22 protein-coding genes and 1 pseudogene are annotated in these 23,916 nt (G+C 43.0%); 3 read left to right on the top strand and 20 right to left on the bottom strand.

Going from position 1 to position 23,916, the window contains the following annotated elements:
- Nucleotides 1–13: 13 nt before the first annotated feature.
- Both M1E09_RS01575 and M1E09_RS01570 read right to left on the bottom strand, forming a co-directional pair.
- Complete coding sequence (locus M1E09_RS01575; RefSeq protein WP_456273157.1) at nucleotides 14–535, bottom strand: type 1 glutamine amidotransferase domain-containing protein; 522 nt, start codon at nucleotides 533–535, stop codon at nucleotides 14–16.
- A 67-nt stretch (nucleotides 536–602) separates the two neighbouring features.
- On the bottom strand, nucleotides 603–1,010 hold the full coding sequence (locus M1E09_RS01570; RefSeq protein WP_456273156.1) for a hypothetical protein: 408 nt from the start codon (nucleotides 1,008–1,010) through the stop codon (nucleotides 603–605).
- 242 nt (nucleotides 1,011–1,252) lie between these two features.
- Here M1E09_RS01570 and M1E09_RS01565 point away from each other — a divergent pair, with 242 nt between their 5' ends.
- Nucleotides 1,253–2,395, top strand: a complete 1,143-nt coding sequence (locus M1E09_RS01565; protein WP_456273155.1) for an SEC-C metal-binding domain-containing protein — start codon at nucleotides 1,253–1,255, stop codon at nucleotides 2,393–2,395.
- A 68-nt stretch (nucleotides 2,396–2,463) separates the two neighbouring features.
- Here the strand turns inward: M1E09_RS01565 and M1E09_RS01560 are convergent, their stop codons facing one another.
- The 8 genes from M1E09_RS01560 to M1E09_RS01525 all read right to left on the bottom strand — a co-directional run bounded on the left by M1E09_RS01560 (nucleotide 2,464) and on the right by M1E09_RS01525 (nucleotide 9,296).
- A complete protein-coding gene (locus M1E09_RS01560; RefSeq protein WP_456273154.1) occupies nucleotides 2,464–2,994 on the bottom strand; it encodes a chromate transporter in 531 nt (176 codons plus the stop codon).
- The gene (locus M1E09_RS01555; protein WP_456273153.1) at nucleotides 2,991–3,542 is read right to left on the bottom strand and encodes a chromate transporter; all 552 of its coding nucleotides are present in this window, start codon (nucleotides 3,540–3,542) and stop codon (nucleotides 2,991–2,993) included. The genes M1E09_RS01560 and M1E09_RS01555 overlap by 4 nt, the downstream gene beginning before the upstream one ends.
- Nucleotides 3,543–3,567: 25 nt before the next feature.
- Complete coding sequence (gene ggt / locus M1E09_RS01550; RefSeq protein WP_456274867.1) at nucleotides 3,568–5,172, bottom strand: gamma-glutamyltransferase; 1,605 nt, start codon at nucleotides 5,170–5,172, stop codon at nucleotides 3,568–3,570.
- A gap of 155 nt (nucleotides 5,173–5,327) precedes the next feature.
- A complete protein-coding gene (locus tag M1E09_RS01545; protein ID WP_456273152.1) occupies nucleotides 5,328–5,525 on the bottom strand; it encodes a hypothetical protein in 198 nt (65 codons plus the stop codon).
- A 297-nt stretch (nucleotides 5,526–5,822) separates the two neighbouring features.
- On the bottom strand, nucleotides 5,823–7,019 hold the full coding sequence (locus tag M1E09_RS01540; protein WP_456273151.1) for a M20 family metallopeptidase: 1,197 nt from the start codon (nucleotides 7,017–7,019) through the stop codon (nucleotides 5,823–5,825).
- Nucleotides 7,020–7,106: 87 nt separating this feature from the next.
- Nucleotides 7,107–7,841, bottom strand: a complete 735-nt coding sequence (locus M1E09_RS01535; RefSeq protein WP_456273150.1) for an amino acid ABC transporter ATP-binding protein — start codon at nucleotides 7,839–7,841, stop codon at nucleotides 7,107–7,109.
- On the bottom strand, nucleotides 7,834–8,493 hold the full coding sequence (locus M1E09_RS01530; RefSeq protein WP_456273149.1) for an amino acid ABC transporter permease: 660 nt from the start codon (nucleotides 8,491–8,493) through the stop codon (nucleotides 7,834–7,836). Before M1E09_RS01530 ends, M1E09_RS01535 begins: the two co-directional genes overlap by 8 nt.
- A 50-nt stretch (nucleotides 8,494–8,543) precedes the next feature.
- The gene (locus M1E09_RS01525) at nucleotides 8,544–9,296 is read right to left on the bottom strand and encodes a transporter substrate-binding domain-containing protein (protein ID WP_456273148.1); all 753 of its coding nucleotides are present in this window, start codon (nucleotides 9,294–9,296) and stop codon (nucleotides 8,544–8,546) included.
- Between the two features lie 447 nt (nucleotides 9,297–9,743).
- On the opposite strand from M1E09_RS01525, the gene M1E09_RS01520 reads away from it, so the two are divergent.
- Nucleotides 9,744–11,921, top strand: a complete 2,178-nt coding sequence (locus tag M1E09_RS01520) for a peptidase M6 (protein ID WP_456273147.1) — start codon at nucleotides 9,744–9,746, stop codon at nucleotides 11,919–11,921.
- 58 nt (nucleotides 11,922–11,979) lie between these two features.
- On the opposite strand, the pseudogene M1E09_RS01515 reads toward M1E09_RS01520, so the two are convergent.
- The 10 genes and pseudogenes from M1E09_RS01515 to M1E09_RS01470 all read right to left on the bottom strand — a co-directional run.
- Nucleotides 11,980–12,090, bottom strand: a pseudogene (locus M1E09_RS01515) (ATP-binding cassette domain-containing protein); the annotation flags it as partial.
- A 226-nt stretch (nucleotides 12,091–12,316) separates the two neighbouring features.
- The gene (locus tag M1E09_RS01510) at nucleotides 12,317–13,162 is read right to left on the bottom strand and encodes an alpha/beta fold hydrolase (RefSeq protein WP_456273146.1); all 846 of its coding nucleotides are present in this window, start codon (nucleotides 13,160–13,162) and stop codon (nucleotides 12,317–12,319) included.
- Nucleotides 13,163–13,186: 24 nt separating this feature from the next.
- Complete coding sequence (locus M1E09_RS01505; RefSeq protein ID WP_456273145.1) at nucleotides 13,187–14,041, bottom strand: alpha/beta fold hydrolase; 855 nt, start codon at nucleotides 14,039–14,041, stop codon at nucleotides 13,187–13,189.
- 19 nt (nucleotides 14,042–14,060) lie between these two features.
- On the bottom strand, nucleotides 14,061–14,960 hold the full coding sequence (locus M1E09_RS01500; RefSeq protein WP_456273144.1) for an ABC transporter permease: 900 nt from the start codon (nucleotides 14,958–14,960) through the stop codon (nucleotides 14,061–14,063).
- Nucleotides 14,961–14,978: 18 nt separating this feature from the next.
- Complete coding sequence (locus M1E09_RS01495) at nucleotides 14,979–15,914, bottom strand: ABC transporter permease (protein WP_456273143.1); 936 nt, start codon at nucleotides 15,912–15,914, stop codon at nucleotides 14,979–14,981.
- 79 nt (nucleotides 15,915–15,993) lie between these two features.
- Nucleotides 15,994–17,613 carry an ABC transporter substrate-binding protein gene (locus tag M1E09_RS01490; protein ID WP_456273142.1) on the bottom strand — a complete coding sequence of 540 codons (1,620 nt, stop codon included), beginning with the start codon at nucleotides 17,611–17,613 and terminating at the stop codon, nucleotides 15,994–15,996.
- Between the two features lie 20 nt (nucleotides 17,614–17,633).
- Nucleotides 17,634–18,857, bottom strand: coding sequence for a dipeptidase (locus M1E09_RS01485; RefSeq protein WP_456273141.1), 1,224 nt, complete (start codon nucleotides 18,855–18,857; stop codon nucleotides 17,634–17,636).
- Between the two features lie 67 nt (nucleotides 18,858–18,924).
- Nucleotides 18,925–19,947, bottom strand: a complete 1,023-nt coding sequence (locus tag M1E09_RS01480; protein WP_456273140.1) for an ABC transporter ATP-binding protein — start codon at nucleotides 19,945–19,947, stop codon at nucleotides 18,925–18,927.
- A gap of 16 nt (nucleotides 19,948–19,963) precedes the next feature.
- Nucleotides 19,964–20,959 (bottom strand): ABC transporter ATP-binding protein, encoded by a 996-nt coding sequence (locus M1E09_RS01475; RefSeq protein ID WP_456273139.1) that lies wholly within the window; start codon nucleotides 20,957–20,959, stop codon nucleotides 19,964–19,966.
- 24 nt (nucleotides 20,960–20,983) lie between these two features.
- Nucleotides 20,984–21,526, bottom strand: a complete 543-nt coding sequence (locus M1E09_RS01470) for a helix-turn-helix domain-containing protein (protein ID WP_456273138.1) — start codon at nucleotides 21,524–21,526, stop codon at nucleotides 20,984–20,986.
- A 659-nt stretch (nucleotides 21,527–22,185) separates the two neighbouring features.
- Between M1E09_RS01470 and M1E09_RS01465 the strand changes: the two genes are divergently transcribed.
- Entirely contained in the window at nucleotides 22,186–23,847 is a 1,662-nt protein-coding gene (locus tag M1E09_RS01465; RefSeq protein ID WP_456273137.1) for a M4 family metallopeptidase, read from the top strand.
- Nucleotides 23,848–23,916: the final 69 nt, after the last annotated feature.

Genomic DNA, 23,916 nt, shown 5'->3' with positions numbered 1-23,916 from the left:
TCGTCTTTTCCATTTATTTAGCTAAAACACTGATAAAATCTCTCAAATAATCCGGCAAATCAGGCGGCCTTCTGCTCGAGATAATGTTGCCATCAATGATGGACGGCTCATCTACCCAAGTGGCACCTGCATTTTCCATATCATCTTTAATCCCTGGTGTACTGGTTACTTTTTTACCGTCAAGGATTTTCGCTGAAATAAGTACCCATCCAGCATGGCATATCTGCCCGATTGGTTTGTTCTGATCGTTCATTCTCTTCACTATTGAAATCACTTCTTCATACCTTCTAAGCTTATCCGGAGACCAGCCGCCCGGTACGAGCAAGGCATCATAACCATCAGGATCCACGTCTTTAAACGAAACATCCGAGACAGCCGGCACACCATATTTACCGGTATATTGGTGATCCTTCTGTTCACCGGCAAGATGCACAATCGCACCCTCTTCTTTTAAGCGCAGGACCGGATACCATAGCTCCAGATCCTCAAAGTCATCACTGACAAGCTGAAGGACTTTTTTATCTTTCAGTTTCATTTGGACATTCCTCCTTTGCTTCTCATTTTCGAACAGCCTTCAGAGAAAAGCAAATTTTCAGGATGCGTTAAATATTATTTTTCGTAATATACCTCCAGATTTCCTCTCCGATAAAAGGCTGCAAAGGAATCAACGTCTGATTCCATTTAATCCGGTAATTTTCATCTGTTACTCCTTGTGCAATCTGGACGATAGCAGACGGCGGCAGCGGCTCATCCAATTGTTCAAACTGAAGAAGAGGCATGTTGTGCTCCAAGTCATCCTCTCCTGCTTTTTCAATGATTCCTGAACCAAAGCCGCGGGCAATAATGCCGTTTCCATTGCTGTACAGGTAGACCATGTCATTGGCTTCAATATGGTTGATGAGGTATTTCCATGGGGAGTAATAGGCGGCGACTTTCTGTTCTTCCAGCATTTCGGGTTCATTATGGGGATTTTGGGATTTGTTTGTGTTGACGAGGTAAGCTTTGGGCAAGGTAGATTCTTCCTTTCTATTAACAAATTATTTTCTGTGGCAAAAAAACGAGGGATAGGGGCATTCACATGAGGTTCGAAGTGACCATTATCCAAGACACCTCCTTTACACTCTATTATAATTTCCACAAATGTAAAATAAAAGGATAATACCTTGGCGAATAATCGACATCTCCCTCAGAGAGTGACATCCTATTGCGACTACTATACAATGAAGGAAAATGAATCTGAAAGGGTTTTTATATGACTACTTTTTTACATAGAATTGAATCTGGATTGTTAAGCGAGGACCCCTTTATCCAGCATTATGCCGTTTCCATTCTGCAGGACAGCCATCTGGCGACTCCCAAAACGCTATTTACAGCCCTGGAAGCATATGACCGGAAACTTCCCACTATTTTTCCAACCTCTATCTTGCCTCATATTGGCTTTTTGCCTGTGGATGAGGACGGAGTACTTGAGCTTATCTCCAGAGTGGCGAATGATAAGATAAACAAAGAATGGTATCTCCATTTATTGAAGAATGCCGATACCCGAGTGCTCTTGAAATATCAGAACAATCTGGAACCATATTTGGGGATTGAATTCTATAAAGAGTTAAAGCTTCTCGCAGATTTGGATGAAGAGGGCCTCTTCTTAAAACTCGTCGGTATTGCGAACAACCTGGATAATGGATTGTATGACCACTCCCTCTTCCAAATGGGCAAACGCGTCGTTAATGAATTGATTGACAGAGGCGTTATCGAGGAGTGGGAAGCAGAGAATGCGATGAAAGAAATCCTTGAGTATTCATTCATGCCATCCATCGGCTTGTTTCAAATTTATATGGCCGGACAACTCAGGGCAGAGTCCACTATTCCCGACCTGATAAGCTTGCTCATCAGGGATGATGGTGACGAAGCCTTGGAAGAAATCTCTTCTGCTCTTATAAAAATCGGTACAGATGAGGTTGTTCGTGAAGTAGAAAAAATTGCCCTTGATGAAGGCACGTTCATATATAGCCTTGATGTGTTGGCAAAAATAAAATCAGATGAAGCAGAACAAGCGCTTAAAAGGCTTTTGCAGAAGACAGATGATGTATCGATACAGACAATTATTGCGGATGCTCTGTGCCAGCACTTGTCTGTTGAGGCTATTCCCCTTGTTGAAAAACAATTAGAGAAGGGCTATGACAGTGTCATGGTTGATCTTGAAGAGTCCTTTTATGCGAATCTGGTTCTCAACGGAATCAACCATCCGGGGATTTTCGAAATGAAAAGGAACCTGGTTGAAAAAGAGAAAAAAATTCAAAACGCCTTATCGCCAATCGTTAAAGAAGAGAAAATCGGACGGAACGATCCCTGCCCCTGCGGCAGCGGAAAGAAATATAAGAAGTGCTGTCTATAACAAAAAATCCAAGCCAGAAACGGCTTGGATTTTTCTATTGGTTATTCGTCTGGGCATGACTGTCACCATCAAGCGAGAAATACCGCCCCGTATACTAAAGCCCCACCGATTACATAAACCGGATGAATTTTCATCTTTTCAAGCAGTATATAACTTCCAGCCGCCAGGAAAATCGTCTGCCACAAGCCGACTCCTTCATATGAATTAGAGATGAATCCCCAGGTCATGACTCCGAGAAGAACGGCAATGGTCGGTTTTACAAGATTGGTCATCAGTTTAACCTTTGGAGAACTCTTGAATTTCATCAGCAGGCCGAGCAGCACGATCATCAGGATCAATGAAGGGGCAACGGTGGCGAACACTCCGACGATACTGCCGAGGATGCCACCTTCTGTATACCCAATATACCCTGCCATCTTAGTGGCAATCGGGCCGGGAAGTCCATTGGCAAGCGCCAGCACTTCACTGAATTCATTAACGGTCAGCCACCCGTAGCGGTCGACAACTTCATTCTCTACGAGCGGAATCGAGGCTGGTCCGCCCCCATACCCTAAGATACCGGGGATAAAGAAAGCTAAAAAGATTTCCCAGTAAATCATGTTGCTTTCGCCTCCCCTTTTGTTTTACCAAGCAAGGCATAAACGAGCAGAGCCCCGATCACAATTGCCGGGTGAATACCAAGGAATTCAATGATGACCAAGCTTCCAATCAGGAGGCCGACTGTTGCCGACCAGCCGAGTGGCCCTTTAGATTTTTTGATAAAATCCCAAGTAAGGACGCCCAGCATCACACCGACCACCGGAACGACTGCGTTCGCCATCCCCTGCACCCACGCTTTATCTTTATAAGCATTCAATACGGTCAAGAGAAGGATCATCATCAGGACAGTCGGGATCACCACGGCAAATACCGCATTAATCATCCCAAGGAAACCGCCAACCCTCCAGCCAATGTACCCTGCCATTTTTGTCGCAATCGGTCCGGGGAGGGCATTGCCGAGTGCAAGAATATCGGCAAAATCATCATCATCCAGCCATTTATATTTTTCTACGACCTCTTTATGTACAAGCGGAATGGACGCGGGTCCTCCACCGTATCCCAGAATTCCCACACGAAAAAACGCTAAGAATAAATGCCATTGCTTCAAGGTCTTTTCACCTCTTTTTCTGAATTTACCATGCTGCGATTGAACCATCCGTACGTGATTCGGTCCCGCCGATCAGCACACCTGAATCAGGATCTCTCCAAATAATTTGGCCTCTGCCGAACTTATCTTCATCCGTGGCCGTGTGTATGTCATGGCCTTTCCGGATTAAAGCATGAGCGATATGTTCGGGGAAGCTGCGTTCCACCAGAACTTTTTTCCCTTCAAGCCACTGCCACCTTGGTGCATCCAATGCAGCCTGGGGATTAAGGTGAAAATCAATCGTATTGCTCAACACCTGAAGATGGCCTTGAGGCTGCATGTAGCCTCCCATGACGCCAAATGGTCCGACTGCTTTTCCCTCTTTTGTTAAAAATCCCGGAATGATAGTATGGTAGGTTTGTTTGCCAGGCTTTAGTGCATTTGGGTGACCCGGGTTCAAGGAAAAATCACGGCCGCGGTTCTGCAGGACGATTCCGGTCTCAGGGATAACAATGCCGGACCCGAAGTCAAAATAGTTGCTTTGTATGTATGACACCATGTTCCCTTCATCATCGGCTGCTGCCAAGTACACCGTCCCGCTTTTAGGAAGGTCGATTGGTTGGGGGTTGAGCGCTTGTTCCCCTATGAGGGCTCTTCGGTTATTCGCATAGTCCTCGGATAAAAGATCCTCTGCTGAAACCGGCATTTCATCTTTTTCGGTAATGAACGCTTTCCCATCTGTAAACGCAAGCTTCATTGCTTCAATTTGCTTATGGTATGTATCGGCACTATCCTTCTCGTTGAACGTGAACCCTTTTGCAATATTCAAAGCCATCAAAGCAACCATCCCTTGTCCATTCGGAGGAATTTCCCACACATCATAGCCGCGGTAATCCGTCTTAATAGGATCCACCCATTCGGCGCGATAACTCTGTAAATCTTCTTTTGATAAAAAACCATCGTATTTTTGAATATAGGATGCGATTTTCTCAGCAAGACTTCCTCGATAAAAACTTTCACCTTTGGTTTCCGCAATTTCTTTTAATGTGGCCGCATGGTTCTTTGATGACCACACTTCCCCGATTGAAGGCGCTCTTCCTTTCGGTGCAAAGATATCAAACCAGGGCTTGAACACTTCCCCTGTAAATATGTCCTTGAATTTGTCATAAGCGATTGACCAGTATTTCCCCAAAGTAGGCGTGAGCGGGTACCCTTCCTCTGCCAATCGGATAGCTGGAGCAAGTACCTCCGTCAAAGGCAGTTTTCCGAACTTTTTGGATAGCTCCGTCCATGCAGATGGGACGCCGGGAACGGTGATAGGGATCATTCCATAGGTCGGCATGCTCTCATGTCCGCGTTCTTTCACTTTTTCAATTGATATTGATTGTGGAGACGGCCCGCTTGCGTTCAAGCCGTGAAGCTTATCCTTCATCCAGACCAGGGCAAAGGCATCGCCCCCGATTCCGTTGGAGGTCGGTTCGACAACCGTGAGGGCAGCAGCGGTCGCAATCGCTGCATCAACCGCATTGCCTCCCTTTTGGAGTATCTCCAGTCCTGCCTGGGATGCAAGCGGTTGGGAAGTGGCGACCATCCCCTTCTTTGAAAACACCGTATTTCTCCTGGATGAATAGGGATGATATTGAAAGTCCATTTGGTTCACTTAGCATCGACTCCTTCATACTCTATGTAAAAAATCATCTATCATTTTTGCTAAATTAAGAATCCGATTACTTAGAGTATTATAACATTTCACTTAGATGGCGGCCTAAAAAAACCACCTGCCCAAAATGAGGGCGGGTGGTTTTTTTAGAAGGGCTTGTCAGGTTCGTAAGTCGGCTGCTGGTTCTGCGCCTGATACTGTTGGCTTTTGGCAACTGCTTTCTGAACGTCTTCATCCAAAGAGAACTCTGTATCTGCTTTGGAAAATTGTCCTGCCTGATTCTGTGCTTTGATCACTTTTTCCTGCTGCTGGTCAGGTTCGCGTTTATTGCGGTTTTCCGGCATACCTTTCCCTCCTTTACTTGTTGTACCTAGTTAGAGTTTCCTGTATGCCGGGCTTTATTCTAATGGTTTTACAATGGGAGAGAAAATTTCTGAGCTTAGCAGACAAGATTATAACATCCTAGTGCAGATCACAAGCCATGGCAGGGTACTATCGATGGTTGTATGCCTTAATCACACTATTATAAACAGAAAACCATTCTATAATACTGGGATTACTCCCTAATCACGCTATTATAAACAGAAAACCATTCTATAATACCGGGATTACTCCCTAATCAAGCTATTATAAACAGAAAATCATTCTATACTACAGGGTGCATCTCTGGTTAAAGAAAACTCTTCCTTGATCTTTTCCAGCAGGTTTTCATTTACCACCACTTCTAACCCTGTCAAAGCCATCGCCTTGGCACCGAGAATCATGGCATCCCTTGCCTGGCCGCTCATTGCCGCTTCACGAAATTCATGGGTGTGGCAGGCATGGGCTTCATCGGTAATTTTAATATACGGGTGTATGGACGGCACAACCTGGCTGACATTCCCCATATCCAGCGACCCGCTGCCGTCGCGCTGTTCAAGGATTTCACTTTCCTTTACCCCTAGCGTGACCAGTTCTTTTGTAAAAGCATCCGACAATGCTGAGTTCGTGATCATGTCATCATAGGAAAATTCATAATAGGAGGACTTCAGTTTGGCACCTGTTTGGAGAGCCGCCCCCTCCGCACACTTCTTCACCTTTGCGGTCAGCTCATTCACATACGCTCGGGTTGCTCCGCGAACATAGAACTGGGCAACCGCATAATCCGGCGTGACATTGGCCGCTTTTCCGCCCTCTGTGATGATGCCATGGATTCTCGCACTCGGCAGGATATGCTGACGGAGAGCATTGATGCTGTTGAAGGTTTGAATGACCGCATCCAAAGCATTGATGCCTTCCTGAGGACTGGCGGCAGCGTGGGTCGTCTTACCGAAAAACTCAAACTGAATCGCATCCATGGCTAAGGATGAACCGCTTTTCACATAGCTGTGGAGGGGATGGACCATCAGCGCGACATCCAGTTCATTAAATACACCCGCTTCTGCCATCGTGACTTTTCCTCCGCGTGTTTCTTCAGCAGGTGTTCCGTAAACAATCACTTTGCCGCCGGTTTCATGGATCACTTTGCTCAGACCAATCCCGGCTGCAATCCCCATCGTCCCAATCAAATTATGTCCGCAGGCATGGCCGACATCCGGCAACGCGTCGTACTCGGCCATCAACCCGACTGCCGGTCCTGCCTTCCCGCTGTCAAACACCGCTCTGAAAGCAGTCGGCAAATCACAAATTTCCATTTCTAAATCGAATCCATGATCCCTAAGAGCATCAGAAAGCACCTTGCTCGCCTTAAACTCCTCATGTCCAAGCTCCGGATTCTCCCCAATATAAATGCTAATCTCCTTAAAAACTTCCTGTAAATCATCAATCTCATCAATAATCTGCTGCTTAAATGGATTCATTAACTCAACCTCACTCACAAAATATTCAAGCGCACTTTAACACACTACCGCACTAAGAGGGACAGTCCCTCTTAGTGCTTCACCGTATTAAAGCACCTTTTCCAAAAACTCTTTGGCCCGCGTGCTTTTCGGACTGTTGAAGAATTGTTCAGGGTGTACATCCTCGAGCAATACTCCGCCGTCCAAGAACAGGATTCGGTCCGCCACCTCTTTGGCGAATCCCATTTCGTGTGTGACGATCGCCATCGTCATCCCGGTGTGCGCGAGTGACTTCACGACATCCAACACCTCTTTAATCATTTCCGGGTCGAGCGCTGACGTTGGTTCATCGAACAGCATCACTTCAGGCTTCATGGCCAGTGCCCGGGCGATGGCAACACGCTGTTTTTGCCCGCCTGACAGCCTGTTTGGGTAATCATGGGCTTTCTCAGAAAGATCAACAGATTTTAACAGCTTCAACGCATGTTCCTCTGCTTCCCAGTCTGCCTCACCCTTGACCACCATCGGCCCATAAACTACATTCTCAAGAACGGTTTTATGGGGAAACAGGTTAAAGTGTTGAAAAACCATTCCAACATTCTGGCGGACCTTCATAATATCCGTCCTTCGATCCGTTATCTCCTCATCACCAATCCATACCTCTCCGCCAGTAGGGGTTTCCAGCAGATTCAAACAACGCAATAATGTCGATTTCCCAGATCCTGAAGGTCCGATGATCGCCACCACTTCCCCTTTTTCGATTGTCGTTGAAATGCCTTTCAATACCTCTAGTTTTCCATACGTCTTATGAAGATCCTTCACTTTAATATAATGTTTACTCACTCCGGCGCAACCTCCTTTCCAATTGTCTTCCGAGCAGGGTCAGGCACATCACCAATACATAATAGATGAACCCGGCAAAAATCAGTGGTTCAAACGCGGTATACGTATTGGCGCTGACGATTTGCGACCGCCTCATAATATCTAAAAATCCGATCGTCGAAACAATCGCAGATTCTTTTGTCAATGTAATATATTCATTCATCAAAGCAGGAAGTATATTTTTTAATGCCTGCGGTAAAATGATATCCTTCATCATCGGACGGTATGGAATCGCTAATGCTTCAGCCGCTTCCCGCTGTCCTTTATCCACGGCCTGTATCCCGGCGCGGATGATTTCAGATATATAAGCCCCTGAATTCAACCCGAACGCCAGCATCCCGGCCAAAAACGGCGGAATGTCATACCCCGTCAGCTGCGGGGTTGCAAAATAAATCAGCATCAATTGTAAAATTAACGGTGTACCGCGAAAAATGGATGTATATGCATCTGCAAACCATTTTAAAACTTTCACTCTGCCAATCTTGAATAATGATAAAATCGTACCAATGATAAAACCTACAATTCCTGAAACCAATACGAATAGGAGTGTCACCCATATCCCGTTCAGTATAAAAGGAATAGAAGGCACGATCCGGAGAAAATCCAAATCCATGCCTGCACCTCATTTCCTGTATATTATTTCTCAGCCGCTTTTCTGTATATTTATTCTTCCAGCCACTTCTCTTTCAATTTATCAAGCTCGCCATTTTCTTTCATTTCTTCAATCACTTCATTAAAATCTTCCACGATATCGCTGTCCTTTGGAAAAGCAACCGCCATCCCTGGGGATACAGAACTTTCATCATCAAACCCTTTCAATCCAAGCTCATCGATATACCCTTCCGCTACCGTCTTATCAAGGTATACAGAATCAATTCGCTTCGACTTCAATTCCTGGATCAGTGCTGGAACTTTATCCAAAGCCTTTACTTCGATATCAATCGTCTCGGCCAGCTTTTTAGCCCCCTCATCCTGAATCGTTCCCAATTGCACACCGATTTTCTTGCCGTCTAAGTCATCCATACTCACAACCTCTGAACCTGGCAAAGTGATGAACATCTCCCCGGAACGGTGATATTCAACTGAAAAGTCCACATTTTCTTTACGCTTATCAGTAGCAGACATTCCCGATGCAACGAAATCAACGGTATCAGCCTGCAGCGCTCCGATCAGTCCGTCAAAATTCATATCTTTGATTTCAAGTACATAACCAAGTTCCTCTGTTATGTACTTCGCCAAATCAATATCAAAGCCAACGATTTCTCCGCTGTTATCATGCGTTTCAAATGGCGGGAAGTCAGCTGATGTCCCCATTACGATCTTCTTTTGTTCCTCTCCGTTCGTTTCTGATGTCCCGCAAGCCGCCAATGAACCTGCCACCACAACTGCCATTAAACCTGCCAATACCTTTTTCATTTCCTAATCTCCCCCTAAGTAAAATTAATATTTATTCGATAAAATGTATTTTAACACAAATGAGTAATTATGCAATAAGTTTTATAATTACTTATAATTCTCCCTCTCTTTGTTGATTTTGTAGGCTTTCTTTCCGCATTCTTATTAACCCCTCGCCGTGAAACATAGTGTCAAACAATATTTTTCTAGTAGTGACTGTCACCACTAGAATCTCTAACCGTCTGGGTGTTTCTTCCTTTATTTTGAAAATCATTAGAACTATTTACCCCTTTTTGCAAATTCCGATAAAATTAGTTAGGCATTAAGTTGAAATTCCGACAAACTTTCTATATATTCAGAATTATACTAATTATGGGACTTTTGTTTTCCCCAATCGTTATTAGTCCCTAATCTTGGAAAGGAGTATTATAATCTGCCAACAATTTTTCTTGAGAGGAGAAATGTTAATTGAAAAAGAAAAAGCTATTATCCATTTTAACTACTAGTACTCTTGCATTATCCCTTGCTATCCCAACTGTCGGAGGGACAAGCACCGTTAAAGCACAAACTTCACCAAATTGGAATATAGAACGTTATGGTGACAAGATTGACATAGACGGTCAATTGAATAAACTTTCGGAAAGCGATTCTTTTATTAGACAAGCAGAACAAAAAATCAAAGACCAGGCTGGACAAATCAACCTGGATGAAACAGAAGTGACAGAAGATAGCACTGCAGACTCTACGTTTACATACAATGGCGGCACTAAGCTATTTTTGGACCGCGACTTAGCCTTCAAGGAATTTACTCTTCGAAGTGTTGGAGAAAACGTAGAGATCTGGGTGGCGAATGACCTTTCCTTCCCTGAAGGAGATACCCGCCCTGCCCATGTGGTGACTCAAGAACAGGTTGATAAGTTAGCAGCGGAATTTGACAGTAATATGTATCCTGTTGCAACAGAATTCTTCGGCACACCTGATGAACTTGATGGTTCAAACTCACCTCTTCCAGGAATGGTCGGTCTTCCTGAAGATTACTATGAAGGCAGTGACAAGGTTATCATGCTTGTAGACAACATTAAAGATGATGGCTACTATGACCCATCTTATCCATTCTTCGTAGCAGGGTTCTTCTGGCAGACACTGGAGAACTATATTGATAGAAACATTATTACTATTGATACCAACAGCTGGGAAACCCGCCTGGAAAATACTTTTTATGCAACGACAATCCACGAACTCCAGCATTTGATCCATGCGGATAATGATGGGGCTGAAGAAACTTGGATTAATGAAGGGATGTCAACATTCTCTGAATACCTTGGTGGATATGGTCATGGAGAAGGTTCCATCAACTTCTACCTGGATCACCCGGAAAATTCCCTTGTTAACTGGGATGAGCACCGAGTAACAGAAACCGGACCTGAAACGATTGCAGATTATGGACAGGTATATCTGTTCACGCTTTACCTATATGATAAATTTGGTAAAGAATTCGTTCGGGAATTGGCTTTAAGTGAAGACACAGGGCTGGATGGTGTAAACAATGCCCTTGCTGATAGCAATATTAAAATGGATTTCACGGAGCTGTACAATCAGTTCATTACAGCCCTTGCCTTAGATGACGGTACAGGCGGCAAGTACGATTTTGACAGCATTGATTTAAGAGATTTAGAGATTGATAATGAAGGAACAAAACGCGGCTTTACTGTGGATTATGAAAAAGCCTTAACGTTTGAAAAAGAAGGCGTACCTGCATGGGGCGGTGACTTTAAAGAACTTGATTTCCAAGAGAAAGTCGACAAGATTACCTTTGATGGCGTAGACTTCCTGCCTATCCCTTGGGAAAGTGTTGCAGATCCTTTAAGAAGCGGCAACCAAGTGTTATGGGGCAATGAAGGAGACGAAGCGGATAATGCTTTAATTTTTGAAGCAGACCTTTCTAACGTCGATACAGCTACTCTACAATTCGAAAATTTCATCGATATCGAAGAACAGTGGGATTTCGGAGTTGTTCAGGTTTCTACCGATGGCGGACAAAGCTGGAACAGCCTTGAAAACGAAAATACCCGCTCAGATGTTGTAGAGGAAGGCTACCCTAAAATCAAGGAGAACGTTCCTGGATTCACAGGCCATTCTGAAGAGTGGCAGAATGAAAGCTTTGACCTTTCTGAGTATGCAGGCCAGAAAGTACACGTTTCATTCCGTTATTTAACTGACTGGGGCTACAATGATACTGGCTGGTTCATCGATAATATCAAAATCCCTGAAATCGGCTATTCGAATGACGGCAGCTCCGCAGACGATTTCTTATCCCAGAATGAGCTGCTTGGAAAGTTTGTAGAGTATACAGTAACTTTCATTAATGAGCGCACAGTCGGCAAAGGAAAAGGTGCTAAAACAAAATACAAGGTCCATCATGTAGAGCCGTTCAATGTAACCGAAGAGGATGCATTACAGCTTCGCCAGTTATTCAAAGACGGAAACAACTATATGATCACGACTTATGCAGCACCGGCTTCCGATAAAAGCCCAGTAGACTTCTCATATGAAGTCATTACTAAGGACAAGAAAGGCAAAGATAAGAAAGATAAGAAAGATAAGAAAGGTAAAGGTAAAGGTAAAGGTAAGGGGAAAAATAACTAAGATTGATCTCCAGGCAAGCCTGACGAATTTAATTCGTCAGGCTTTCTTTTTAGGGATCTGACGTCGGCTCATCGAACAGCATCACTTCAGGCTTCATGGCTAATGCCCGGGCTATGGCGACACGCTGTCTTTGCCCTCCTGAAAGCCTGTTTGGATAGTCATGGGCTTTCTCAGAAAGGCTTGTCGATTTTCCAGATCTCCAGATCCGGAAGGTCCGATAATCGCCACGACTTCCCCTTTATCGATTGTCGTTGAAATGCCTTTAAACACGTCTGGCTTTCCTGCACCCTGCTTTAATCTTAACTATAATTTCATCCTGACTAATTGGTAGAATTAGATTTGGAAACTTTTATTCAAGAAAAAAAGAGAACAGTCTCCTGTTCTCTTGAATCTAGTTATGCAGTTGCATTAATAGGAGTTTTCAAGAAATCCCTGATCAGCTTTAGGAACTTCTCATTTTCTTCGATTTGAGGAGAGTGCCCGCTGTTTTGAAACTTTACATATTGATTAATCGGGATTCCCGCTGCCAGTTCATCAGAGCATTCAACCGGTGTAACCCAGTCATGTACTCCCACCGTAATTAACACAGGCACCTTTATTTCACCAAGCCTGCCGGAGACATCATAGCTTTGCTTATTCACACTGAAGGCATAATTGTGGGTTTGATAGTGGAAAAAGATATTATCCAGCTTTTCATTCGCCTTAGCTTCATCAAATTTGACTGTATAGAGGGGAAGGATCGCTTTGATCATTTCACGGAACTCTTCATTAGAACAAACTTTGCCAGTGAATAAGCGTTCCAGCATCTCCTCATTGATCCCTGGCAGCTTGCTGTCTAATGCTTTTTGCATCGATAGATCCGTATATCTATCATTAGCTGCCGTATCTCTTAGAATAACCCTGTTTACCCGTTCTGGATATCTCAATACATACTCCAAGGATAGATATCCGCCGTAGCTCCCTCCTAGAATAGTAATTTTCTCAATTCCGAGGTACGCTCTTAAGGCGTCAATATCTGCTGTCCATTGTTCATGAGTATATGGAGGCACTTCTTCCGATCGCCCTGACCCTCGGTTGTCGAGGAAGACCAATTGATATTCATCTGCCAGCGCCTTAAAGGAATGGACATCTCCTCTGCAGTCGCTCATCCCCGGCCCTCCATGGATGATAAAAATTGTTTCTTTATCCGGGGTACCGTGAACCTCATAGTAAATCTCACAACCATTTAATTTCACCTTCATACTATTCCTCCTTTTATTCTATTACTATACAAGCGTCTTTGGCTCTGTTATTTCCTCATTTAGAAATTGACGCAAGAGACCCTTATATTTATCCCCTTGTTCACGTACCAAGGAATGTCCATACTCTTTAAATAGGACATATTTTGCCTGTGGGATCCGTGACACAATATCCTCTGAACATACCGGCGGACAGATCCAGTCACGTTCCCCGGCCGTCACCATTACAGGAACTTTGATGTTGTGGAGTTTTGGTTTCAAATCGAAATGCTTTAAATTTTGATGGAACGCATCATTATGAGTTTGATAGTGATAGAATATTTGATCAAGCTTCTGTTTTTGGGCTTCCAGGTCTTGTTCCATCGTATATAAAGGCAGGATAGCTTGGTAGAGCGCTTTAAAGTCCTTATTAGATTTTACATAACCTTCAAATAAGCGGGTAAGACCTTCTTCATCAATCCCCGAAAGATTACTTCTTAATGCATTATCAATTGCAAGATGATGGTGGTCATTATCCGCTGCCGTAACATTAAGAAGGATGGCTTTAGTATGTTCAGGATATCTCAAGGCAAACTCTTGCACGATAAAACCGCCATAAGACGCTCCATGAAGAATAATTTCTTCCACACCCAACTGATTCCGCAATTCATTTAAGTCATCCACCCATTGCTCATGAGTATATGGCGGTACATCTGCCGACCTCCCCGACCCTCTCATATCCATAAACACAAGCTGAAAACTATCAGATAGATCTTGAAAAGTATTTAGATCTCCCCTGCAATCACCCAATCCAGGTCCTCCATGAACAAAGAATATTGTTTCGTTTTCAGGATTACCTAAGACTTCGTAATACATTTCACAACCATTTATGACCTTTTTCATATTCTCCACCTCATTCTCTTTATTTCTTCACATGCTTTGGATCAAGGATATCTCTCAGGCCATCTCCCAAAAAATTATAAGCCAGCACTACCAGGGTAATGGCTACTCCAGGCAATACCCCCAGGATAGGCGATGTCCAAATGTATTGCTGAGCATTCTGGAGCATATTTCCCCATGTAGAAGTCGGCGGCTGGATACCTAAACCAAGATAACTAATTGCACTCTCCGTAAGGATGGCCCAGGCAATCCCCAAAGTACTTGCCACTATAATGGTAGGTATCACTTGCGGGACTACGTGGCGGATGAGGGTACGGATGGAGGATGATCCCATCGCCATTGAGGCTTCCACAAACTCATTTGCTTTCCATTTTAATGTCTCGCCGTAAACGACCCTTGCAATTTCCATCCATGATGTAAAGGCAATAACAATAATGACCATCCAAGGACTTTTCCCGAGAACCGTCAAGGCAACCAGTGCAAGGAAGAAGTTCGGCACTGACATCATAGCTTCCGTAAACCGCATAAGCACACTATCAATCCAGCCTCCAAAAAAACCGGCAACCGCTCCTATCAGACCACCGATTAAGACTGTAAAAACCATTGAACCAAAACCGACGAGCAGTGTAACTTGGCCGCCATAGAGCATACGGCTTAAGACATCCCGGCCCATATCATCGGTTCCTAACGGGTGAGCCGCAGTCCAGATGGCAAATGCGTTTATAGGATCTATCGCTTCAGGACTGATCCTCCAAACCAGTGGTCCAACAAATACTAGTAAATGGGCAAGGATCAAGAACCAGAAGGAGAACCAAGCCACTTTATTCTTCATTAACTGATGAAAAAAGTTCGATAACTTACTTTCCTTTCCAGATGACAAAGGCGCCCCTTTAATAGTTGTGGTTTTTACTGCTCCATTCATCTCTTTTCACCTGCCTTTTCACATATTTTTCACTCGTGGGTCTACTCGGGAATAAATAATGTCAACGACAAAGTTTGAGAGTATAACAAGAGCAGTCACGACAACTGTCACTCCCATTACAAGGTTATAATCTCTCCCCTGAGCAGCCTCTACAATCAGCCTTCCCATCCCTGGCCAACCGAAGACAGACTCGACAATAACCGTTCCACTCAATAATCGCGGAATCAATACTCCAATGATGGAGATAACAGGAATCAGGGCATTTCTTAATCCATGAATATAAATGACTGTCTTTTCTTTCGCTCCCTTTGCTCTTGCAGTACGTATAAAGTTTTGAGAGATGACTTCCAGCATAGAAGATCTGGTAAAACGGACTATGGTTGGAAGTGTTGCAGTCGACAGAATGATAACAGGCATGATCATCGATTTAATTTCATCAGCAAAAGAACCACTGCCTACACCGGATGATGGCAGCCATTGCAGCTGTACAGAAAACAGCAAGATAAACATAATAGCCAGCCAGAAGGATGGAACAGATAAACCTATGACACTTGTGAAATTTATGGTATGGTCCCGCCACGTATTTCTGTTTCGAGCAGATAGTATCCCAAACAAAATCCCTATAACCACTGAGAAAAACACTGTCCACAAAGCTAATTTAAAGGTATGCGGGAAACGATCAATGATACGGTCGATTACAGGCTCACCGCTGGATAAAGAAATACCAAAATCACCTTGAAGAGCATCAACGACCCAGGCACCATAACGGACAATAACAGGTTCATTTAAGCCGAGCTGCTCTGCAATCGCTTCTCTTTCTGCTTCTGTTGCATCCATCCTCATCATGGAAGAAGGACCACCGGGAGCAAGGTTCATTAAAAAGAAAGTAATAACAGTTACTATCGCGAGCAATACAACACTTTGCCAAAGACGTGTCAATATAAAATGGGCCATCTTGCTTTTCTCCTTCCTTGGTGATAGTTAATACTGCCCCCTCAGAATGTTGAAAGGAGGCAGTAAGCTATACAGATTATCAGGACTCAACCCACCACTCATTGATATAGTGGAGCGTACCGCCAAAATAGATATCTGGGACACCTTGCAATCGCTTGCTTCTGACACTAAGCTCCTGTGGATACCACAGATAAATATAAGGAAGGTTTTCAGCCATATGTTCTTGTGCTTGTTTGTAGATTTCCACACGTTCTGCAGGGTCACTTGTCGCCTGACCCGCTTCTAATAACTTATCTAACTCTTCATTTTTATACCCCGGAAGATTATTTCCTTTTCCTGCATTAGAGGAATGATACTGAGCATACACATCCGGATCGCTTGGATAAGACCACCAGTTGACAATCATATCGAAGTCACGGTCAATGACGTTCTTTTGAATCATCGCATTCCACTCAAGTGTGTTAAGTTTTACATCCATACCAATATCTTTTAAATACTGTTGAGTAAGTACGGCGATTTGTTCAAGGTCCCCTTGTAAGGCAACATCAAAATCAAATGAGAATTTCTCGCCGTCTTTATCCAGGATTCCATCACCGTCTGTATCTTCCCAGCCTGCTTCTTTCAATAATTCTTTTGCTTTTTCTGGATCAAATTCATATGATTTCACATCATCTGTGTAATATTTTTCTTGGTCTGGAGTGATAGCTGCATCTGCAATCTTTCCATACCCTTGAAGAACCGAGTCGATAATAGCCTTTCGGTCAACAGCATGCAGAATGGCCTGTCGAACTTTCTTATCTTGGAACTTAGGATTCTCCAAATCTGTTACAAGCCAGAAATAACGAGTGATGTCCGACGCAACCACCTCAAGGTTATTAGCACTTTCAACTCTCTTTAGAGACGCCTTATCTTCCATTACGAAGATATCCAGTTCATTACTTAGCGCCTGTGCAATTTGAGTATTCACATCTGGAAGGATTTTATATGTTACTGTATCCAAGTTAGGTGCACCGTTAAAGAAATCAGCGTTTGCTTTGAGAACAACCTGCTGTCCTGAAGTATACTCACTCACCTTGAATGGACCTGTCCCTACAGGATTCTTTTTGTTGAATTCAGTAAATTCCCATGGATCTTTTCCTGCCAAAACATGTTCTGGCATAATCTCTGAATTGAATGCCAGATAGGAAGGTAACGCAGCCCAAGGGCGTTTAAGGTGAAATTCAACTTTGTGGTCATCCACCACAGCTACTTTATCAAGCGCTTTGTAATTAGATGCACCATTTGAACCTAATGATTCATTTAATACCAATTCATTGAAGGTGAACGCTACATCATCTGCCGTAAAGGCTTCGCCATCATGCCATTTAACATCATCGCGAAGATTAAATGTCCATACCTTTCCATCCTCTGAAGTACTCCAATCTTTTGCCAGACTGGAAGCAGGGGCATTATCCAATCCAGGCTTAGTCAGCCCTGAAAAGATGATACGGTTGACGACGTTTGATTCTGCATAGGCATTGGGATGCCACGGGTTAAAGATGGGATCACCGACAATTGGTATCGAAACATTACCACCTTTTTTGACTTCACCACTGTCCGTATTTCCAGTATCACCACTATCTGTAGAAGCATTATTTGTACCTCCGCAGGCACTTAGCAATAGAACCAATACAAGCAGTAAAGACCAAATCTTCTTCATTATCTTCCCCCCTGATTTGATTATTTCACCCAAGTCTCCTTAAGTACGCGCAATACATTCTCTCCCATTACCTTTTTGATTGCCTCACGACTGTAGCCGTGATCTACAAGCCAGCGTACAACATTCGGGTAAGCTTCTGCCGGATTCTCTAATCCTTTAACATACTCCACCTCATTAAACTGTTCTCCAGAGTGTGAAGATCCGATTGAAAGAGCATTCGCGAAAGCATGATGCAGTCCGACATGGTCACCAAATAGTGTATCTAATCCGAATGCCACATGATCAATCCCAACAAGGTTTGCTACATATTCAAAATGCTCCATTACTGACTCGATGGAATGTTCGCGATGTTTCTTCGTCAAAGTTGTGTGTGGTGCTGCTTCAATTCCGATAACACCGCCTTTATCTGCACATGCTTTCAAAATGTCGTCTGGCTTAAGACGGCTAGTATTCCAGAGTGCCCTTGCACCCACATGAGTAATGAAGATCGGCTTATCACTGGTTTCGATTACATCTCTGGCTGTCTGGTCACCACAATGCGAAACGTCAATAGTCATTCCGATCTTATTCATACGTTCCACTACTTTATGGCCAAATGCTGTCAAGCCTCCGTCATTCTTCTCTTTCAACCCGCAGCCGAGAGCATTTGCTTCTGAATACGCAATACCCATTACCCGAACTCCAAATCCGTAAAGAACATCCACACGATCGATCTCGTTTTCGATTTGAGTAGCAGACTCTAATGAAGTAACAAACGCCACTTTTCCTTCTTTTTTAGCACGGTAAAGATCTTCCATGGTTTCGGCACGGATGACCAAATCTTGATGGGCAAAATCACTGTAGCGAATCCCTAAATCATGCAGGACATCATTCCATTTCCAGCCTGCATTCGAAGTAATAAAAGCAGTACCATCCATATAATTCTCGAAAACAATGTCGAGTCCCGAAATACTTAATCCTTCATATCCAGTCCAATCCCGGCCCTGACGGCGGAATTCAAAAATAGAGTCTACGTCTTCAGGTGTTACAAAAGTGTGTTCATGCAATGAAACAATATAATCTTCTTCCAGAATTTTCTGTACAAGTTCTTCCTGATCATCTGACACTGGATAAGTAAATGACTCTACACGGCCAACCTCTTTAGCAAGTTTGTAAGGTTTAAAGTCTTTAACAGGCTCAAGGTAATCAAAAGATTTATATCCGTTATAAGGTTTTGTTTTGGTTTTCGTAGTTTTTACATCCATTTAATACACTCCTTATTTATGTGTGTAATTTTTTCTAAAATGTGGTATATTAAAAGGGAAAGCCTTTTCATACCAACGGGTAATGACATGCGACAGACTGTTTTTCTGAAATTGGCCATAATACTGGTGTGTCCTGCTTACACTTCTCTGTAGCCAATGGACACCTCGTATGAAATCGACAGCCTGTTGGCGGGTTTGACGGAGATGGGATTTCTCCTTCCAAGATCACTTTCTTCTTTCTGGCTCTTGGATTGGGGGATGGTTTAGTTGATATTAAAGCAGATGTATAAGGGTGTGCAGGCCGCTTATACACTTCTTCTACTTCTCCTATCTCCATCATCTGTCCTAAATACATGACTCCCACACGGTCTGATATATGCCTTACAATGTTCAGGCCATGCGCGATAAACAAATAAGTTAATCCTAATTTTTGCTGAAGTTCCTTTAAAAGATTCACAACTTGTGCTTGAACAGACACATCCAAAGCTGAGACCGCCTCATCGGCTAATATAAATTTCGGATTTAATGCAATCGCTCTGGCTATTCCTACACGCTGCCGTTGTCCTCCAGAAAATTCATGGGGGTACCTTGATTTGCGTGAAGGATCCAATCCGACAAGTTCAAGAAGTTCATCGATCCTTTCATCCCTCTGCTTCCCTCTTACAATCCGATGTACATCCAAGGGTTCTCCAACTATATCACCTATACTCATCCTGGGGTCCAATGAACCAAATGGATCTTGATAAATGATTTGCATTTCCCTTCTCAGTTTCCTCATTTCACGAGAAGGCAAATTTGTAATTTCCTTCCCTTCAAAATGAATTTCTCCTGATGTTGGTTCGTGAAGTCTTAAGACCGCTCTCCCCAAAGTAGACTTACCTGATCCTGATTCACCCACCAGTGAAAAGGTCTCTCCCTTACGAACTGAAAAAGAAATATCATCCACTGCTTTTACATAACCAGTCGTTCTTTTAAACATACCTGCTTTAATGGGAAACCACTTGGTAAGGTGTTTGGTTTCGAGCAGAATCTCTGAACTCACCTCCTTTGAATGATATATTTTTTCATTACCGATCAACTCTGATTCCATTATTAGAATCCCCCCTTCACTGAGCCATACTTTCCTTCTTTAAAACTTCTTTATAATTCCAACAGGCTACCTGCCGCCCATTTTCCCTATACAGCAGTGGCTCTTTTTCAATACATTGTGAGGTGGCAAACTCACATCGAGGATTGAAACGGCAGCCGTCAGGCATATTGTTGATACTCGGGATGGTTCCTTTAATCGAAGTCAATTTCTCCTGGCGAGGACCTTCTTCTGAAGGAATTGAGTTTAACAGCCCTCGAGTATATGGATGGGTTGGTTCATCGAAAATTTGAAAGACATCTCCTTCTTCTACTACCTTCCCGGCATACATAACAACAATCCTGTCGGATATCTCAGCTGCAACTCCCATATCATGTGTGATAAAGATGATCGACATGTTGATTTTTTCTTTTAATTCATTTAACAGGTTCAATATTTGGGCTTCTATCGTTACGTCTAGAGCAGTTGTAGGTTCATCAGCAATTAATAATTTCGGCTCACAGGATAAAGCAATGGCTATCATGACACGCTGTCTCATCCCACCTGATAGTTCATGTGGATATTGTTTCATGCGTACATCAACATCATTTATTCCAACAAGTTCTAACAGTTCTTTAGCCCGATTCCAGGCTTGTTTTTTACTTTTATCCTGATGGAGCAAGATAGCTTCAGTCAATTGCTTTCCTATCGTAAAAACCGGGTTCAAAGCTGTCATCGGTTCCTGGAAAATAATCGATATGTCATTCCCTCGGATCTGCCTCATTTCTTCTTTGCTCTTCACTGCCAGGTCTTCCCCTTGAAATAAGATTTTCCCTTCTGAAATGGACCCATTCTCGTAATCTAAAAGGCGCATAATAGACATGCTGGTAACACTTTTTCCACTGCCTGATTCCCCAACAATACACACTGTCTCTCCAGGATTAACTTGAAAGGAGATATTTTCAACCGGCCTGACATTTCCCTGATCATTCTTGAAATCAACGCTTAGATTTTTGACCTCCAATAAAGGTTTCAAAAAGGCTGCCTCCATTCTATTAATCTATAGAACTACCGGGGTAATTACACCCAGCAGAACACTCTCTTCGTTTAAAGGATTTTCTCCGTAGTGATCAAAGCTTGATGGGAAATGAATCGAGTCACCTTCTGTAATGGTGTAAGACTTGCCATCGATATTAAAAATGACCACCCCCTTTAATACGTAATAGAACTCTTCACCTGCATATTTAAATGTCTTTTTACCTTTTTGATTGGGTGCCAAAGTCAGGATGTAGGGAGCTAGGGAGCGCTGGGCAAAGTTACCGTTGAGTTGTGTGTAGAGAGTCTGGAGGCCTTCTATTTTAAACTGTGACTGGTCTTCTTTTTTCGTTACGTAGGTGTTATTGCTTCGGTCATCAAAGAAATAAGAAATATTAATCTCAAATGCTTCTGCAATCTTTTTAAGAGAAGATATAGCTAATGAAGAGGAACCCCTTTCAATTTGTGAAAGGAAGCTTACGGATAAATCTGTTTTTTCACTCATCTGTTTTAACGTCAAATTAGATTGTTTTCTAAGCTCTCTAATTTTCTGGCATACCTCTTCCATATAATCACCTGCCTGTCTTGGGACTCATACCTTAAAAATATGTAAGTGGTATTTAAATTATTTACAATAATAACATAAAATTATGATAATAACAGAATTATTTTTAAATTTTCTAAATATTTTCACTAAAATGTAATTTAATTTTATTAGTTAATTAAATAAGTTCGTGGAACCAAGATATCTTTTAAAAAAGCTATAAATGTCAGGGGAGCGTCAACAAGATTTCCCTGATAGCACTATTTGCAATAGGCACACAGGTAACCAGGATGATGTCCAACAAATCAAAAATGAAATTCAAGAAAGAAATAATCCTAAGCACATTATCATCAACCATTTGAGAGCAACCATGGGAACTTACGCTGAGAATGGCGGTACATTTATTTCTATTTCTTGATAATTCACCAATTTCATTTTGCAAGCTGCATTTTTAGCAGCTTGCTTTTTTCTAGTCTGATAGAAAAGACCGATACTCTGTGAAGAAATTCGACAAAAACCGGGGCGTGACAGTCACGAAACAGACCTTTATATCTATTTCGTTTATCGAAATATAATAGAAAACTCTACTATTTCCTCATATTGTAAGATAATTCTAACTAATCATGAAAATTACCCCAAATCCTCTTTATACTTGTACTAATCTACTTTAAGGAGGAATTTATTTGAATAAAAAGAAATTTATTGCACCTCTCGTCATCACTACCGCTCTACTTTCTGCTTCCCTTCCATATGGAAATGTATTGGCCGTTCAGCCTGATGGACATGCAGTAACGGATGTCTCAAAAGAATGGAATGAAAAAGCCAATGTTCCGCTATTTGTAAAAGAAAAGCACGCTGCCAAACGTTCCTCAACTACATCAAGTGATGCCCTAAACTTTCTTGAAGAAAATAAAGCTAAAGTCAAAATCAAAAACCCTAAAGCCGATCTGCAATTCAAAAAAGCTCAAAAAGATGAACTCGGCATGACTCATGTTCGATTTAACCAGACCAAAAATGGTGTACCTGTCGAAGGTGCAGAAATCATTGTTCATTACAATGCGAACAACGAAGTCACCGCCGTTAATGGCTCTCACAATCCACAAATTGAAGCAGGCACCCTTGATACAACTCCAACAGTCTCAGTTAAAAAAGCACTGGAAACAGCAAAATCATCTGTGAATGCTCCCGCAGTTCTGGACCAGCTTCCATCCTCAGACCTTGTTATCTATCCATTCGAAGGGAAGAACTATTTAGCTCATAAGGTGAACCTCAGCTTCCTTGGGGACGAGCCTGGCAACTGGTTTGTGTTTGTCGATGCGAAGTCCGGTGAAGTGATTGACCAGTACAACGCCATCATGCATGCTGAAGAAATCAAAACTCAAAAAGGCGTCGGGACTGGTGTATTAGGCGCCCACCGCCAACTTCACATTTCACGAAGCAAAGCGGAACATGAAGGAACAGTATTTAACTTAGCTGATTACAGCCATGAAGGCTTGGAGGGTATCATTACATATGATTACTCAAAAGGATATCTGGAGGTATTTTCCGGCAACGACGCTTCTTTCAAAGATGACTTTGACAGACCTGCAGTGGATGCCCATTACAACTCTGAAAAAGTATATGATTACTATTTGAATGAGCATGGCAGGAACTCTCTCGACGATGAAGGAATGCCAATCCAATCAGTGGTCCACTATGGCGAAAATTATAACAACGCCTTCTGGAACGGTACCTTCATGGTGTATGGTGATGGTGACGGAGAATTTATGGTTCCATTATCTGCGGGATTGGATGTAGCCGCCCACGAAATGGCCCACGGAGTAACTTCTAACTCGGCTGGACTAGTCTACCGGTTCCAATCAGGGGCATTGAACGAAGCATTCTCTGATATCTTCGGTGCTTTAATTGATGATTCTGATTGGGAACTGGGTGAAGATATCATGGCCCCTGCTGCAAAAGCAGACGGAAGAGATGCGTTAAGAAGCTTGAGTGACCCAAGCAGATTCCCTGTAGGGGCAAAATATGTAGAGTATGGAAATGGCGAGGGAATGTATCCTTCTCACATGGATGAATACTATGACCTGCCTCGTGAACTGGACAATGGTGGCGTTCACATCAACTCATCTATCATCAACCACGCTGCCTACCTGACAGCGCAGGAAATCGGCCGTGAAAAACTCGGTCAAATCTATTACCGCGCACTCACAGTTTACCTGACACCAAACTCTGACTTCAGCCATGCGAGGAAATCCATCATCCAGTCGGCTGTTGACATCTATGGCGAAGGAAGTGCAGAAGTTTCAGCGGCGGCTGGCGGGTTTGATGCTGTTGGAATAACTAATTAAGCTTGGAATGCAGGAGGGGTCAGAGGTTACCTAACCTAAAAACCACCAAAGATCTGTATTGAATTCAAA

Source organism: Bacillus sp. AK031 (assembly GCF_053903065.1).
The sequence above is the reverse complement of the archived record's forward strand: the minus strand, read 5'-3'. Positions and strand labels throughout refer to the sequence as shown.